This window comes from Rathayibacter sp. AY1A7 (assembly GCF_002930845.1).
Lineage (GTDB): Bacteria > Actinomycetota > Actinomycetes > Actinomycetales > Microbacteriaceae > Rathayibacter.
In genome coordinates, this window is the sequence record NZ_PSTL01000006.1 from 98290 (window position 1) to 113856 (window position 15567).

Sequence of the window (15567 nt, forward strand, 5' to 3'; positions counted from 1 at the left end):
GTTTACTCCTTGCTCGTTTGTTCACTACGCAGCAGCGCTGACAGGAGACCGCTCTCGCCATCCGCCTGCTGAGAGCTGGCTACCTGGTTGGGTGTGCGGGAAGCGATGAGATCGAAGACCGCGAGAGGAAGGCCGGGTCCGTGGATCAGATCTGCGGCAGAAACCCCAGCCGACTCGAGTACCTCGACGGCCTTTGGAATCAGTGAAGGCATCTCCACGACCGACACGTTGCCTGGTTCCGCACGTCGCCAACCCAAGCTCGAAATTCTGATCATGGCGTTCCGGTAGGTTACGTCCGACATGACACCAAGAGTCCGTGCTCGGAATAGGAGCGCCTGCATGCTCACGCCCCAGTGCTCTTTAAGAGCTCGCAGGGTTGCCCAGCCTCTTCCCGTCGTCGTCTTCGGAAGGTAGTCGCGAATCTGGCTCGCCGGCATCAGGAATTCAGAAGCAAATCGCTGCGCCTGATCTTCCGCGATTCGCCCGCCTGGTTCGGCATCGACGTGCATCATCAGGTGGCCGAGCTCATGAGCGACATCGAAGCGCTGGCGGTAGTAGTCGTCTTTCGCGGGATTTAGGACGATCAAAGGTCGCCCAGAGGCCTCCATTGAGAATGCGTCGATTGACGCGGTCTTGGGCGCACTAAAGACGACGAGCACGCCGGCGCGTTCCGCTAGGCGCACAAGATGTTGCACCGGTCCCACTGGAAGCTTGAAGTGAACTCGCAATGCCTGCGCCGCTCGTTCGGGTCCATCGCTTGACGGCACTCCAGAATCGACTGGGTTGGCGGGAAGGTTACGCTCGGGGAATTCGATCGTGCGTTCGATCACCGACGCTATGTCGCCTACTAGCCTCCCGTATGCGAATGCTTGGTCTTGAGCGAGTTGAGTGGTTGAACGGAGCGACCTGAAGTGAGGGGCCGCTGGTGCCAGACCAGTTGCGCTCTGAGCCGCGAAGAACCGGGGTGGGACTTGCAGCTTCATACTCAGACGCGCAATCGCGGTCTTCGCCGGAAACTTCGTGCCATTCTCCCAAGCCGCGACGGACGCCGGCGTCATCTCGATCAGCTTGGCGAGTTCTACCTTCCTGAGTCCAGCCAGCTGGCGAGCGAGCGTCAGCCGCGAGCCGTCAAAGGAGGACGAGACACCTTGGAGCTGACTGACCGGACGAAGCTCATCGCTCACTTCTCAGCAGTTTCGGCGTTGCGGTCGAGTCGGATCCGCACATTCGCGTCTTCGACGTCAGTAGACGGTGCGACACCAGGCAGGTCATCTGGGATAGTCGTCGTCAAACCGGTAGGTGTATCACCGCCAGTTGCAACTAATCTCCGCCAATTCCAAGGTCCATCGCCGTAGTGCTCAGAGATCTTGCTGTCCCCGATGTACTCCTGGTAGCTGCCGGTTTCCTTGTCGAGAGAGTGGCACAAGACCAGGGTGGTACCAGCGAAGTCGTCGTCTAGGGTCTCGGTCGGTGGCTCATCGACGCCTAGCTCGTCATACGAGAAGAGGTAGCTGGCTTCGTCCGCATGGAGCTGACGCGCGACCGCCTGCTTCGTGTCGCTCTTCTGCGCCCAGACGATCTTGTCGATTTGACCGAAGCTGAAGGACTGCAGCACCCAACGAACATCATCGACTGCCCATCCGGGACTGCCCCGGAAGTTGCTGCGCTTTATCATGCGCGGCTTAATTCTGGGCATCTTCTCGTAGGCCTCGTCCGTGATTCCGCGTCTCACGATGTCGAGACCGACTTCGGCCGGTGCGTCAGCAGGCAAGGCGTATCGCCCGGAGGAGGTAGCTCGGTCGAACAGGTCAACGTGGTACTTGTACGACAGGAAGCCCACCACCGCCTGGTCATGGCCAGCGTCCTCGTCAAAATCTCTTGATACGCGGGCGGCCGCAGTCGCTGCGACCCAGGAGATGAGTTCGAGTGCTTGGCCGCGGTCGAGAGCGGCGAGGAGATCAGGTTCGGTTGGCACGAGCCGAATTGTAGCGCGATTCAGTAACCGATGTGCTAAACATGAGCTCTCGGCGCGTCGCTCCGACTCACGCCCTCGTTCTAAGGATCCCTGATGGGTACGAATCCGAACAATCGTCACGTAGTTCCAAATCCCGATGGGGGCTGGGACGTGCGCGCGAGCGATGCTCAGCGTGCATCGGCTCATCTGGCGACGCAGGCCGAGGCAATCGACCGGGCACGCGAGATCGTCCACAACGCCGGTGGTGGGGAAGTGGTTACGCACGGGCGGGACAACCGGATACGGAACTCCGACACCGTCGCGCCAGGCAACGACCCGTTCCCGCCGCGAGACAGGAAGTAGCGGCCGCCTGACAGTCTCGCTTCGGTGGCGGATGGCGGTGAAACGCCGTCGAGAGTCACCGTGCGCATGATCCTGAGGGAAGCTTGACCATGAGTTTCCAGGTGTTTGACGCTGTCCGAAGAGTGGACCCATCTTCCAGAAGGCACAACGAGCCGCGTTTTCACTTCCTGAACCGCGTAACCGGTGCGTACTGGGATCAGGTTCGGGCTCTGCTCGAGACTTGGTCTGACCATTACCCTTCGGATGCGCGGGGAGACCTCGTCAGCCGGTTGCGATCATCGATCGATCGTCAGTCGAGTGCGGCGTGGTGGGAGTTGTATCTACACGAGTCGCTTCGCCGGGCGGATTTCGACGTTACGGTGCATCCGGACTTACCGGGTGGTCGTCGCCCGGATTTCCTCGCGGAAGGCGCGGGGGAGACCTTTTATCTAGAGGCGAAATCGCTGTTCGGAAAAGCGACGGGATCGGCCGCTCGTCTGAACGAAGTCCTCGACGCCCTGAACAAGGTGCGCAGCCCCAACTTTTTCCTCAGCCTCGACATTCGGGCAATCGGGCGCCTCGCGTTGCCGACGAAGAAGCTTCGGCGCGATCTTGAGACATGGCTGAACGACCTGGACCCTGACATCGTCAAGCCGCACGCATGGCTTGAGGACTTAGGCGAGCGACGATCAATCACGCAAGATGGCTGGGACATTCACTTTCATCCGCTTCCCATCAGTCCTGAGGCGCGCGGACTCGAGCACCAGGTCGTCGCGGCTTGGAATCCTCATGATGGTCCCGCCGAGTCGGCGACGACTATCAGGGCGTCACTCGATGCGAAGGGAAGCGCATACGGGGAGCTCGACCATCCACTCGTCCTTGCCTTTAATCTTGACTCCGGTTTTGATCGATCCTTCGAAACCGCGAACGCGCTCTACGGTGCTGCGATGGTGTCATTCAGTGCGGCTAATCCCGATAACGCAATCGAAACTCGCAACACCGACGGGTACTGGGGATATCCTGGCGCGTGGCGTCATCGTGATGTTAGTGCTGTCCTCGTTGGATCGAACGTCGCGCCATGGACTGCGGCCACAGCTACGGCCACTTTATGGCACCACCCTTCTCCACTGGTCGAGGTCGCGGGACTAGGTGCATGGCATCGCACGCAGCTTGTCGGAGAGCTGATCGAGTCTTTGGAAGCGCGGCAACAGATTCACGAGCTGTTTGGCTTGGCCGATCCGTGGCCCTCTGGCGAGCCATTTCCCGGTCTTTAGGAGCTTGATCTCGGATGAGACTGCCCGCTCTGTCGTGCGTCGGGGACGGTCGGACAGCTACAGCGGCGCGCCTCTGATCCAGTAGGCAGACCACTGTGCGCGTTTCCGGGCCACCTGCAGGCCGTGGACGCACCCAACCGGAGGTCAAACTCCGCGCCTCCTCGGCAAGTAGATATGCCCGGGGTGGGCCGACTTATCGACGCTTGAGCCGCGGGGCGATCTCGGCGGTGAATCGTCGCAGATCGTCCTCGTTGCCGTTTTCCGCAAGGAGCCGGATAGCCTTTCCGAGACCCAAATCGGGGTAGCCGTCGCGCGCGAGTTGGGCTAGAAGATCGTCTAACGCCACGCCACTAGCGCGTAGGTCCGCGTCGTCGAACAGCGGCTGTTCGGTCAGCTCTAGCTGTCGGGGTGCGGACTTCGGCGGCGTCGGTTCCTCGTATGGGATCGCCTCGGTTGGCTGAGGTCGACGCTCCAGTGGACGGTTCCCAGTCGGAAGCTGGCGAAGTTCGCGGCGAAGCTTTACGAGCACGGATTGCCCGAACCAGGTCCTTGCCCAAACCCAGGCGCCGTCCTTGTTCGTGGTGGCCTGACCGGTTACGGATAGGTAGCTGATTCCTGCCAGCGCGAGGTTTCCGTCGTCAATGCCGGTGGCGTCTACGGCTGACTTCGGCGGCTGCCAATTCAGCAGGTCCGGGTAGGGGAACGTGTCTGCGGCGCGCCCCTGGGAGATTGCGTAGAGACGGTCGGCCTCAGATCTTAAGTAATCCTCGTCAAGAACGGGGCTGAGAAGGTCTTTCGGTGACGCGGCTCCGACAATCGCTGCGGCCATAGTGCCGATGGTGTCGGTATCGGTATGTAGTCTAGAGGCTGCGATCTGTGCTGACTGGGCCGGATGATCGGGAAACGCGGATGCGAGCAGGAGTGCTGCGGCGGAGGTGAGGGTGCCGCTACCGCGGACGGTCTCATCTTCGAGCCGGAGAAGTCTGACCAGCTCGCCATAGCCGCGGATCGCTTCATCGCGGTTCTGTCCGGCAGCGTGCAGGATCCGCCACGCCGGCGCGGCGGTGCGGAGGATCTCTTCGACCTCGTCGATGGTTTCGTGCCAGCACAGCGCGAAAGAGCGTTCGGTCTTTCGTTCCCACTGCGGCAACCAGTAGCCGGCGAGTTCGGGTTGACGCTCAAACGCTCCGAGGGCGTCGCGGGTGGCCTGTAGCAGTGTGCCGAAGCTATCGGGTCCCGGGACGGCTCCGCGGTCCAGAGTGAAAGTGAGCGCGACGGCGTGAAATACGGCTCCGATGATGCCGCGGGGGTGCCCGTGCGTGACGATGGTGTTGCAGATGACGTCGTCTAAGTGTCGCAGCGATCGCAATTCGGGTGCCGCGTAAACGTGAGGCTGGATCCGCATCGCGGCGCCGTTCCCGCCAGCGTTCTCCCACCCATCGAAAAAGTTGTTGGCCCAGTTCGCCTGCTGCTTTGCCATCGCCGCGGCAGCGGCTTTGCTGGCGCGCCCGCCGCCGAGTGCGTAGCTCGGCCAGACGGGCATCTCCACGCGCGCAAATGCTTCGACGTCGAAGCCGTGGTTGCTGATCGCACGGGACGTTGCAAGCCGCAGTTGAGTGTCGTCGGAATAACAGCCCTCTGGTAGTTCGACACGGACACCCATGCGGCCGCCGACGATCCGCGACCACGGCATCGGGCGGGTCAGTTCACGGCCTCGGGTTCGTCGCCGGAGGTTCTCCGCCGATGTCAGCTCAGAAATAAATCCCAGCGCGTCTGCCCAAGCGGCCCAGAGCATCGATGCGCGGGTGCGCTCTAACCGACCGTTCACAGGAATACCTCCGGCCGCGCAGCGACGGGCACGTTCGGTACTCCGTTGATTGAAGTCATGAACCCACGGACATCGTCGATGTGATCTTCCTCAGGAACATAGACGGCCTGCAGGTCCGCGAGAGGAACTCGGCCGGGGTACAGCACTTCTGCTTGCTCGTGTGTGGGCCGGTTTATCGGAACCGCGGAGTGTCGCCGAGCGATCGATTTATAGTATCCGTATGGAATCTCTGGGCCGTATAGGGCAGCTAAGCCTCCCGGGCCCTCACCTCGACAGACGACGGCATGATAGGTGTTGTTGGTTGTCGCGAATACCACGCCTGGGTCCTCAAGGATTCGCGGCGAGAATGACAGGACCGTCCACCACAGCCCGTCTCTCGGCGGATGCCATCCGCGGGACGAGCCGAGGAAGTCGCGGTTGACGGCGCTGATGGAGAGGTTGACATAGCCGGTCCAGTCGGGATCCTTGCGTTGCACGCAGTTCAGCAGCCGCACGCTCTCCAGAAGGTCGTCGGTCTGCAGGTCGTCCCGGCAGAGCAGTGCGCCCCGGGCGAAGATGCCAAGGAGACCGTGATTCGTGGTGAAGTGGAGGACCTCACTGATCTCATGCGCGGTGACGAACTCCGCAATCGGATCCGTCACAGCGCGACCCGCTCGTAGGTAGTTGGATCGAGCAGGTCGATTAGATCAGATGCTTCCCCGTCCTTGAATCCGAGGGTGACTGTCTTGCGGGCGCGTCCGATGCCCATCGCTAGAAGTCGCCGGAGATATTCGAGCTGGGCATCCCCGTCGCCTTCACCATGCGGCGTGACCTGCTGGTTCAGGCCGAGGACGATCACATGGTCAAACTCGAGGCCTTTGGCGGAGTGGATGGTCGACAAAGCCACGGTCTCGTCTCCGCCAGGCCAGGTCGAGGCACGGGTGAGTTGCACAAACGGAACGCTCGCTGCCCGTAGTCCAGTCTTGAGGTAGTCGAACCACCCTCCACCGAGGGGGTGCAGGAACGCGACGGACTCTTCTTTGAGGTTCGCTGTCTTCACGACATGCTCGAGCGTCCATGCGAGTTGCTCGCTGAACTTTCCGACCAGCAGGCGGGGCCTGGATCCGGCTGTGGAGGCTTGTTCGAAGTTGGGCATCGTGCCGTCGTCGCCGATGACCATCCCTTCCAGCAGCGAGCGAGCGAATGCGGCAATCTGGGCGGTGTTGCGGTAGTTGCGATCGAGCTTCTTGCTCGCCGTTACAGTGATCCCTACCTCTTTCCAGGTGAAGGAGCGCGGGTAGATGCGCTGCGCAGCGTCCATCACGAAGGTGACGCTGTGCGGGTCTGCGACGTGCGCCATGAGGGTACGAATCTGGTTGGCCGCGAAATCCTGCGCCTCGTCGACGATGACGATATCCCACATCTGGTGCCCGGAGGTCTTCGCCTCAGCCGTGATGTCGTTCCAGTCACGCAGGTGTCGGATCTCCTTTTCCGCTAGGTAAGGATAGACGACCTCGTCGAGCAGGCGACGACGCATCGCCGCATCCATCCTCGGAGAGGATCCGCGGCCATCCCGCGCGCAGCCGATGTACGATTCCAGCTTGCCCGCCGGGAACCTCCCGAGAAGGTACTCCACCTCGTCGGTCACGAATCTTAACGGCAAGGGGAACCCTGCGGCGAAGGCCGACAGCAGTGTTCCGCAGTCGTCGGCGTCAGGAGATGAACCACTTGGAAGCTGCTCCATCGCCCACTTCCCGAACGTGGACACCTCCAGCTGGAGGTCACTGACGGCGACCGCGGCGGCCAGCACGTCGCTGTCGGCCACTTGCGTCTTCGCGAGCTCCGAGATGTACCCTTCGAGGGTCTTGTTGTAAGTGAGCACCAGAACGCGCACCGGCGGGGTTAGCCCGAGCCTTTGCTTCCGGCTCAGCCACTGCCCGCACAGCCGGGTAAGCCGCAGTAGCGCGGTCGTGGTCTTGCCGCTGCCGGCGGCGCCGTTGACAACGAACACGCCGGGCCGGCTCTCGAGCAAGATTGTTAGCTGTTCCGCGGTCGGTGTGACCGCAGGGAGAATACGCATGACCGCCTCCTGGCGGGGTCGGGGCCCGGTGTGCCGAGCTCACATGGCTGGAACCCTAGTCGTGACCATCCCCTCTCGGCAAGATTTCGACATGAATCACCACCGCCAGGGAGTCCCCGTCTCTGGGGTGCAGGGGAGCGCGGGCAAGCGTGGTGGAGGACTGCGGTGCATGCGCGCAGCCGTTGTGGATCGAGCACTGAGTCGCGCGACTACATGTTCGCTCGTTTGAACCGGCGCCGGCGCAGACCCGTCGGCGCTGGCGAGTCCCGCATCTCGACCGGGACCACCGGAATCGCGTCCGGGTCCCGGCGGAGCCGCAGTACTAATACGGCCGCTCGCGAGGGAGGTACAAGAGCGAGTGCGCACCTCGCACTCAACTAAAGTCGTCGCCTCGGCAGCGTCTCCTTGGCATGGATCGAACTAGATCAATCCAGTGCTCAGAGAATCGAGAAACCTACAGGATCGCACGAGCGGGAAAGCGGTCCGAGAGGTGAGCGTGGCTGTCCGCCACGGCCCTAGCTAGATTCAGCTGAGGCGCCCGGCGCAAAGGATCTAACCAAGTCCTGAAGCTCGCGTGCAATTAGGTGTGGCAAGTTCACGTCCGCCAGATCGACTCCAGCAAGCCAACTGAGTGCTTCACTAGGTGTCCACTTGTCATCCAATTCAGCGTCGGGCAGAGCCAGCACGGCCGTGCGCGAGAGGCCGAGCGTCATTAGGGTGGTATGCGCGGGGCGAGCGACTCCGAGCTCGAGCATCTTCACGAGGTCAGGCGCATTCTGGACAGGAAGGCCAGTTTCTTCAATCGACCAGTGATCGAGCACGTCGGCGTAGCAATCAAGATATTTGGGCGCTAGGAAGCGGGCTACCTGTTCAATATCTTTCAAGACACTACGGATATCGCCTCCAACGGTCTTTGCCTCGGTCTTTTTGCCTACTCGCTGCTCGACAAGAACCCGAAGCGGCATGCCATTCATCCAGTTGACGATCAAGTTGGCTAGTTGATGTTTACGCTTATCTTCTCCTTGTCCTGGGCGCCAAGCCCATCCGTCAAATTCAGCCGTCATGGTCTTGCTTAGGATCTCGAACGCCCTAAAGTAAGACCTTCTTGCATTCGATTCACGCGGTTCCGGAAGGCGGAAGTAATCCGGCTGCTGGCCGCTCGCTCTGAAGTGGGCGAGAAGACGAGCCATCGAGTTGGGCGACACGCCAGCATGCTTCACCAGCAGAGAATCAGGTAGATTTGCTCGCTCGACAGCCTGTATGACGGCGAGTTCGACCTCCGAACGATCCGACTCTAGATCAATAACGCTGAGCAAAGTGGTGAGCCCGGTTGGGCCGGTCTCGACGTAGCTACTGCAAAGATAGCTAAAGAGTCCAGCGGTATCCGTCATCCCGTTCACTACGTCCGCATCTACGCGCAAAAATGCGAGCAGATCATCGGGGTTCGCAATGCCGGTCCGTACGGCCCGCGTCAGCTTTCCACGGTGGCGCACTCGTGGAACTTCGGGCCACGCCTCGGCATTATCGGTATCAATGCAAATAATGTTTCCCTGGAATTCCTTCCCCCATCGCCCAGCACGCCCCGCAAGGTTCCAAAAATCACCGGATTGCAGGCCATCTCTGCCTTTTTTGGGGTTTCGGATGAAAATATTTCTGCACGGCAGGTTTACGCCCTCAAGGAGGGTAGACGTGCAGATCAGGTATTCAAGTGAACCTGTGGCAAAAAGGCGTTCAATTTCGGTTCTCACGGAAAGTGGCATATTTCCGTAGTGAAACCCAATGCCCACATTCAAGGACGCGATAAGTGAGTAATTGGGGTGGATTGTTCTACTAATTAGATCCTGAAGCAGCTTTATGTCCGCAGGAACGTCTGCTTTCACTTGAACAAGTTTCTGGAGCTCAATCGCAACATTTTCCGCCCGCTGCGGCGTGTTGGCGTAGACGACATTTCCGCCCACGGCTCCACCCATCGCAAAGACGATCTGCGCCATACTCGCGTCGACCGCGGACACTCGGCTGACTAGATTTAAAGTTGCATCTTCAATTGGCTCTCCATGATGAATGAGGCGAACTAGTCGCTTCCCGCGGTGGCGGGGATACTTTTCCACCCAGATCAAATTCTGATTGACTGTCGCGTATTCAGAAAGTAAGTCGTCATCGTTCACACCTGGTGGTCTATCTGATAGCAACTCAGATGGGTTTGAACTCAGTGGGCTGGCATAGATGATTCGGATTTCCGGAGAAGTTCGGGCGGAACGTTCAATAACTTGTGCAAGAAGAATCCCTCTACCTGGGTCGCCGAGATTCTGCGCTTCATCGATGAACATTTCGTCGATCTGTAAATCGGGTCTTTCACGTTGAAGAAGGTGGAGGCGCTCTTGAGTCAGCACGAAAATGCGGCGGCTGTGTTCTGAGATACTCGGATCCCAGGGCATAAGGAAAACACCGGCTTCGCTCCCGACCTCAACGCGCAGCGCCTCGGCGACCTCCATGACAAGAGCACGAGTGGGAACAATGTAAGCTGCGGTGTATTTGGTTCTATTACGAATTCGTTCTACAAACCAATGTCGAATAATCCACGATTTGCCGGCGGAAGTTGGGGCCGAAATACTCACCCAGTTTTTCTCCGACAGCACCTCCCAGACTTGTTTTTGGAAGTCGTTCACGACGAGGTCTGCTCCCGAACGGAGGGGAAGCGTGAGTTCCAGTTTTCGCCTAATTACGTCTAGTCGAAAAGCGGGGGGCAGTTGCTTCCATGCCCCTACTGGAACATAGTCCTTTGCCTCGGCTAGTTGAACGGTCAGGCTGTTCCCGGCCCGATCTAAGAGCGCGCCCGCAGCCACCTTGTGTTCAAGGGAAGCAGAATTATCCCGGAGGCATGCGACCGCCGTCCGCAACACCGCTTTTTGCGCGCGCTCGGATTTCGAGGACGTCAGTCCGCTAGCGCAGAGCAACGCGTAACTCCAGTCGATCTCGCTTGATTCTTGCCGAAACTCCAACATCGGAAACTCAAGAGCGAGCGACCGCATGCGAAGCTCGCGATCAATCGCTCGGAACGACTCCGATTCGAATACAACGTCTTCAAGCGTCTGAGCCATTGGGTCCCACCAGCCCCTCGCGGACGGCCTTGCGCATGGCGTCGACCGACGGAAAAGGCACGCAAAATACCTCGATGTTGATCATTTCAAGTTTATGCTTTTTGATCCGATGCTGTACCGAGCTGTGCCACGACTTCAGTTTTTTCTCTAGCTGCGCCACAACTTCGGCGGTCATTTTTTCGGTGTTCGGGTAATCCTCCAGATCAAAGCCGACTAGGCAGACTCCATTCCATCTAACCCGCAGAGACTCCGGGTTTCTCGAATCAAAGTATCGAACCAGATTTTTGCTAAGCTCTTCTTGCCCAGCGTCCAGATGCCCGTTTAGCAGAAGAATGTCGTTATGGCGCTCGGAGCCATCTGACGTTGGATCTATGAAGGGAGCGAGACTTTCGAAGCAGTCAGAGAATGCTTTTGAGGTATCGGCGTAGAGCTTTGACTCTCCCCAAAAGAGATCGAGGATGCCATCTGCCGCAAAAGTAGCGTGCACTCCATCGGAACCGTGGTAATGCATGTTCGAGCTGGTCTTCAAGTCCATCTTGGCTAGTATCTGCGGATAACCGAGGATTTGTTCCGTGAGCAGGTATAGAAGGAGTTCGCCCCCTTCCCCCGTTCCATCGGCATCTACGAACAAACTTTTGGCGCGTCTGTTCAACCGGCCGTAGGGTGCTTGCGATTTTGATTCTTTCGCCTCGCGATCCGCTTCTTCTATCATCTTGCGGGGAATGCAGTAGTCGACAACAGTGTCTACCATCTGTTCGGCGAGCTGAGCATACGCGACCTGCCCATTGGCATCGTGAGCCACAAAGTGAACGCGAACGCGGGCGTTTGTATTCTGCAAAGTTACGTGCGTGCCGTACTGCGGGAGCAAATGGGCGAACGTCCGGCCGTCGCCGCGAGAGCTTTCGGTCAGTCGCTGCGCCCAGGTCGGTGCTACCTCGGTCGTATCTGCAATCGTCAATTTGCCCCCTTGGTGGACGGCCCAGCTGCATCGTAGACGTCCGGGCGGCCCTGCGCTGAGCCGGAGCCGTCGAACTGGTCGAGGGAGTTGAGGGCGGCGCCATCGGGGCAGCTGCTAAGGAGCTGCTGGAGGTGGTCGAGCGCACCAGCGCCCGCGATCGAACCAGCGGAGCAGCCGGAAAGCGAGACGACAAAAGCAGCCCAGGTTGCGACAGCACATGCTCGCCTTAAGGCAGTAGAAGACATGATGATCCTTTCGATTGTCGCGTGCGTGGGAGAGGGGTTGACCGGGTTCTTGTGCGGCCGCCGCGGGTCATGGCGCGAGCCGGAGGTGGCGACCACTGAGCGGTCATAGGTGGGTCAGGGGCTTCACGGAGGCGTCTCGGCTGACTATCTGTGACGGCACGAATCGAGGCTAAATTGCCACCTGATCAGGTACAAAGCACAAGCGTGATAACACGCGACTACCATGAGTCGCGTGGACAGCCGCGAACGCTACCCTGATAACGCGATGACGTTCGCGCCCGCCATACCCGTTCGGTGGCAGGAGTTCGTCGATCGACGAGAGGCGCTGCTCCTGTCCTACGGCTACAACACCGCCCGCGCCTACTGGGCCGACCTGCAGGACTGGTTCGAGTGGTCGGTAGCGCACCAGAGGGACGTGCTCGCTCTTAGCGAGAGGGACATCAAGCAGTACATTGCACTTCTACGTCGCCGGAAGTACAGCGAGAGCACGATCCGCCGAAGATGCGTGACCCTCAGATTGCTATACCAGCGTGGCGCGGAGTAGTTGTCGCGCGAAGCCGATACTCAGCTGGGAACGAGCTCAGCCGACGCATCGCTGGGTAGTATCACTGACAACCGCCCCCGCTACTGGGGGAATTTTGACTGAAGTTCCCTCAATCTCCATTTTGAGATTGGATACAACTAGTACACTTCATTACGTCCGAAGCGCTCGATCACGGTGCTCGAAGAAAACAAAGAGAAGGTTGACAAAGTGACAAATGTCGTCTACCATACGCGCAGCTATGGAGCGACATCAAAGGCTTTCGTCAATAGAGCGGTCTCGCGCATCTCGCGGGCGTATTCAGCGCGAGCTTGGGACGAGAGCGCTGCACCGGCACGTCCACGTGCAAAACCTCGAACAAAATCTTCCCCCACCGGACGCGGGCAAGCGGATGGCTAGGGCGGCAACCGTGGCGAAGATCGCCGTGAGTCGTGCAAAGAAGCGCGGCGGTGTCCACGCGACCAAGGTTTTTTCTGCGCGAAAGGATCGCGGCAGACGCCTGCCTGTAGTTGGCGGTCCCGAGCGGATGGCGGCCATCGCTGCTAAGAGAAATCAAGAGCGTGTCGAGGCTGGGTCATTAGAGCTTCTGAACGCTCTGTCGACGTCACCACGAAAATAGGACCGACTCGGGGTATCGCCGAAAGAGTCGGTTAGACGGGGGTAAGGCGCGGTGGTTAGTCTTGAAGGTGATAAGCCGCTCTTCAGTCGGCAGGCCACAAAGGATGCGATCTCCGAACTAGCGAGTCGGGATCGTCTCGTGATTTATGCGGGCGCCGGTGTAACAATTGACCGTTCGTCGATTGGCTGGCGTCAGCTTATCTCGGGGCTGATGGAAACCTTCGTTCCCACTGAGGAATCGCGAAATAAAGTCTTTGAGGCAGCTTCGGATCTTCAGGCGGCGTCAACTGCAGTTCGCCTGTACCAGAATGCTCATGGTGATGACTATCGCGATCGCCTCACGGACCGACTACGAGTCACTCTTTACAACAGCGAAGACTGGCGGGTTGGATCACTTGCAACAAATCTCGTCAATCTGATGTTCGCTCTTAACCAACGCCAGATCGATGAGTCGGGTTTGAACGCCCCCGGAAGTTGTATAGTCACTCCAAATTACGATGACTACATTTGGAGTGAAGTCGAAACAATCTCTAAGGCCAGCCGTCCGAGGCTTAGTCGCAAGCGCTGGGACTCAAAGCCCCAGTTGCAGTTTCCGACAAATGTGGAACCACTCGGGATTCCTGGCAGATCAAAGGTCAAGCTGTCTTCGTGGATAAGCGATGACAAATTCCCCCAAGCTGGGGATGCGCCTTGCGTTCACCTTCACGGTTTTGTTGCGCGCTCTCACAGTGGAGCGGGAAAAAATAACGACACATATCGCCACCCTGTTGTGTCTGAACAGGATTACTTTGATACCCAAGCAAATTCATACGGCGCCCTCAAAAAACTCTTCGGTCAATCGTCGGTCCTAATCGTTGGTGCGAGTATGACTGACCCGCCGTTGCTGCGCGCGCTCGCGGATACGGCAATAGTAAGCGCCGAGCAAAACTTGGTCCGCTATGCCATCGTTGTAATGGAAAACGATCTGAATGCAGCAGACAAGACTGAATTACAACGCTTACTCCGTGAGAGGTATGTCCACTTCAATGTCGAGCCAATCTTCCTTGACTATTATGGGCAGATCGCGCAGTTTGTTCACGAGATATCGGTTGCGGCAAGGTTCAATGATCCTTGGCACTATGCGGCTTCGGAAAAGCGCTATGGGCGCCGACTTGCGACGTGGTGGAAGAAGTGGATTGCGATCGCATCTGACCCCTCAACGGACAACGAATTTCTCTTCCACGAGATCCTTGACTTAATTCAGACTGCGGTGGCGTCCTTACTTGAAGCCGGCGCCGACGAATACCTGAAAGTAGAACTTTGGGTTCGTTGGGCGCCCCGTGATCATCGGGAAATGAGATTGTGGGCAACTTCCATAGGCACACTCTCTTACGAGCATCTGATGAGAAGAGGAAATCTCAGCTCGGGTAGTGAGTATACAAGTATTCGCGCATTGCTTGCGGGTCGGCCCGTAATGAGTGAGGTTCCTGCGGGCAAAGACGAGCAGAAACGCTGGCGCACCTACCTCAGTGTCCCAATCAAGGTGCAATCCGGCGGTGCTGAAATCCCGGTCGCGGTGATCACCGTCGCATCAATGTCGCCTCGGGCCCATAGTGCAATCGATCCGAGTAAAAACAAGGATCTTCTGGTTAAGGCAATCAACATGATAAGCGACTCCGGTGTTATCCTAGCGACTCCGTCTCAGAAGAAATGGGACGACTACCGGGACGAATTAGAAAGCGTCATTTACGAAATTATTCCTTGAGCTCAGGGTTTACATTGCGCTGGGGTCCTACACGGTATGAGCCGTGCAGGACTTCACTCGTTTTCTGAAATCGCCTGTGACCAGGAGAGGCTGGACGGCCGTACTGCGCGGCAAGCGTTGCGGCGGCTGCGGCTCACGCCACTCCGTCCATCTGCCGGCTCCCAACGCGTAGCGGGTACTTGGGCCGGTTGCGCAACGCGGTATCCGCCGCCTTCAGCACGACTGCTTGCTCGATAGTAACGGCCCGAATTTGACCTGCAAACTTTCGCTTTACAATCTTCTGCCCGCACTAGTTGCACCTGCCGTGAGCCTCGGCAACGACGCCGAACACGGAGCTATAGCTCGGGCAGGCCAGGAGACCCTCCGTGCTTAGAGCTGCATTGCGAAGGTCCCGTACCTTGTTCAGCCAGTTCATGAGTTCGGATGATTCGCTTTCGCCGAATCCCTGTGCCCGGGGGAGAACCGCTCAATGGCCGCTCGCTTCTCAACGTAGCGTTTCTGTTTTTGGACTGCCCTGGCCGCCCGCTCTGTGTACGGAAGCCCGACTGTTCTCTCCGGCCTCATCCGCTCGCTCTGTGGCTGCGATGCACTCGAACGGCAGCTCGAGCGTGATGTCAAATGGTTCAGCGCGCCGAAGGGCCTGAATCTCGTCGACGTGCGCTTCGAATCGGTTCTCCTCGAAGCTTTGACTTGTGAAGAACCACCGCCGCTTACGCTCCACCGCCACGATCCCGTGCTTCGTTTCCTCGGGTAAGGGGGGCCTCAGACGCAACCGACCGATCGACTTCGACGTCCCTCTCGCGCCCGTGGTCGAGCTTGTCGTAGTGCGCTCGGCGCAACCATTTGGGGAAGGGGCGCCTGCTTGGTGGAGACGAGCTGGTAGCACGCCGGTCTTTTGCTCTCGGG

Annotated in this window: 11 protein-coding genes; 4 read left to right on the forward strand and 7 right to left on the reverse strand. The window is 58.9% G+C overall.

The window, feature by feature from the left end:
* Positions 1-2: 2 nt before the first annotated feature.
* Together C5B95_RS07260 and C5B95_RS07265 are read right to left on the reverse strand one after the other, a co-directional pair.
* On the reverse strand, positions 3-1184 hold the full coding sequence (locus tag C5B95_RS07260; RefSeq protein WP_219813830.1) for an XRE family transcriptional regulator: 1182 nt from the start codon (positions 1182-1184) through the stop codon (positions 3-5).
* Complete coding sequence (locus tag C5B95_RS07265; RefSeq protein WP_146076520.1) at positions 1181-1975, reverse strand: hypothetical protein; 795 nt, start codon at positions 1973-1975, stop codon at positions 1181-1183. The genes C5B95_RS07260 and C5B95_RS07265 overlap by 4 nt, the downstream gene beginning before the upstream one ends.
* A gap of 93 nt (positions 1976-2068) precedes the next feature.
* Between C5B95_RS07265 and C5B95_RS18070 the strand changes: the two genes are divergently transcribed.
* Both C5B95_RS18070 and C5B95_RS17120 read left to right on the forward strand, forming a co-directional pair.
* Entirely contained in the window at positions 2069-2317 is a 249-nt protein-coding gene (locus tag C5B95_RS18070) for a DUF2188 domain-containing protein (RefSeq protein ID WP_104348824.1), read from the forward strand.
* Positions 2318-2406: 89 nt separating this feature from the next.
* Positions 2407-3570 carry a hypothetical protein gene (locus tag C5B95_RS17120; RefSeq protein WP_146076521.1) on the forward strand — a complete coding sequence of 388 codons (1164 nt, stop codon included), beginning with the start codon at positions 2407-2409 and terminating at the stop codon, positions 3568-3570.
* A 193-nt stretch (positions 3571-3763) separates the two neighbouring features.
* Here C5B95_RS17120 and C5B95_RS07275 read toward each other — a convergent pair whose 3' ends face one another.
* From C5B95_RS07275 to C5B95_RS07295, 5 genes are all read right to left on the reverse strand, one after another.
* Complete coding sequence (locus tag C5B95_RS07275) at positions 3764-5365, reverse strand: ADP-ribosylglycohydrolase family protein (RefSeq protein WP_146076522.1); 1602 nt, start codon at positions 5363-5365, stop codon at positions 3764-3766.
* A gap of 29 nt (positions 5366-5394) precedes the next feature.
* Positions 5395-6039, reverse strand: a complete 645-nt coding sequence (locus C5B95_RS07280; RefSeq protein ID WP_104348826.1) for a DarT ssDNA thymidine ADP-ribosyltransferase family protein — start codon at positions 6037-6039, stop codon at positions 5395-5397.
* Positions 6036-7457: a 3'-5' exonuclease gene (locus C5B95_RS07285; protein WP_104348827.1), complete on the reverse strand. Its 1422-nt coding sequence runs from the start codon at positions 7455-7457 to the stop codon at positions 6036-6038. The genes C5B95_RS07280 and C5B95_RS07285 overlap by 4 nt, the downstream gene beginning before the upstream one ends.
* A gap of 515 nt (positions 7458-7972) precedes the next feature.
* Positions 7973-10123: a DEAD/DEAH box helicase gene (locus tag C5B95_RS07290; RefSeq protein WP_181068021.1), complete on the reverse strand. Its 2151-nt coding sequence runs from the start codon at positions 10121-10123 to the stop codon at positions 7973-7975.
* Between the two features lie 415 nt (positions 10124-10538).
* Positions 10539-11513 (reverse strand): DUF1837 domain-containing protein, encoded by a 975-nt coding sequence (locus C5B95_RS07295; protein WP_146076523.1) that lies wholly within the window; start codon positions 11511-11513, stop codon positions 10539-10541.
* Between the two features lie 477 nt (positions 11514-11990).
* Here C5B95_RS07295 and C5B95_RS07300 point away from each other — a divergent pair, with 477 nt between their 5' ends.
* On the forward strand, positions 11991-12302 hold the full coding sequence (locus C5B95_RS07300; protein WP_181068022.1) for a site-specific integrase: 312 nt from the start codon (positions 11991-11993) through the stop codon (positions 12300-12302).
* A 667-nt stretch (positions 12303-12969) separates the two neighbouring features.
* Positions 12970-14661 carry an SIR2 family protein gene (locus C5B95_RS07305; RefSeq protein ID WP_146076524.1) on the forward strand — a complete coding sequence of 564 codons (1692 nt, stop codon included), beginning with the start codon at positions 12970-12972 and terminating at the stop codon, positions 14659-14661.
* Positions 14662-15567 lie beyond the last annotated feature (906 nt).

Coding starts and splice junctions, on each gene's coding strand:
- C5B95_RS17120 (WP_146076521.1), top strand. CDS start 2,407: ATGAGTTTCCAGGTGTTTGACGCTGTCCGAAGAGTGGACCCATCTTCC.
- C5B95_RS07285 (WP_104348827.1), bottom strand. CDS start 7,457: ATGCGTATTCTCCCTGCGGTCACACCGACCGCGGAACAGCTAACAATC.
- C5B95_RS18070 (WP_104348824.1), top strand. CDS start 2,069: ATGGGTACGAATCCGAACAATCGTCACGTAGTTCCAAATCCCGATGGG.
- C5B95_RS07275 (WP_146076522.1), bottom strand. CDS start 5,365: ATGCTCTGGGCCGCTTGGGCAGACGCGCTGGGATTTATTTCTGAGCTG.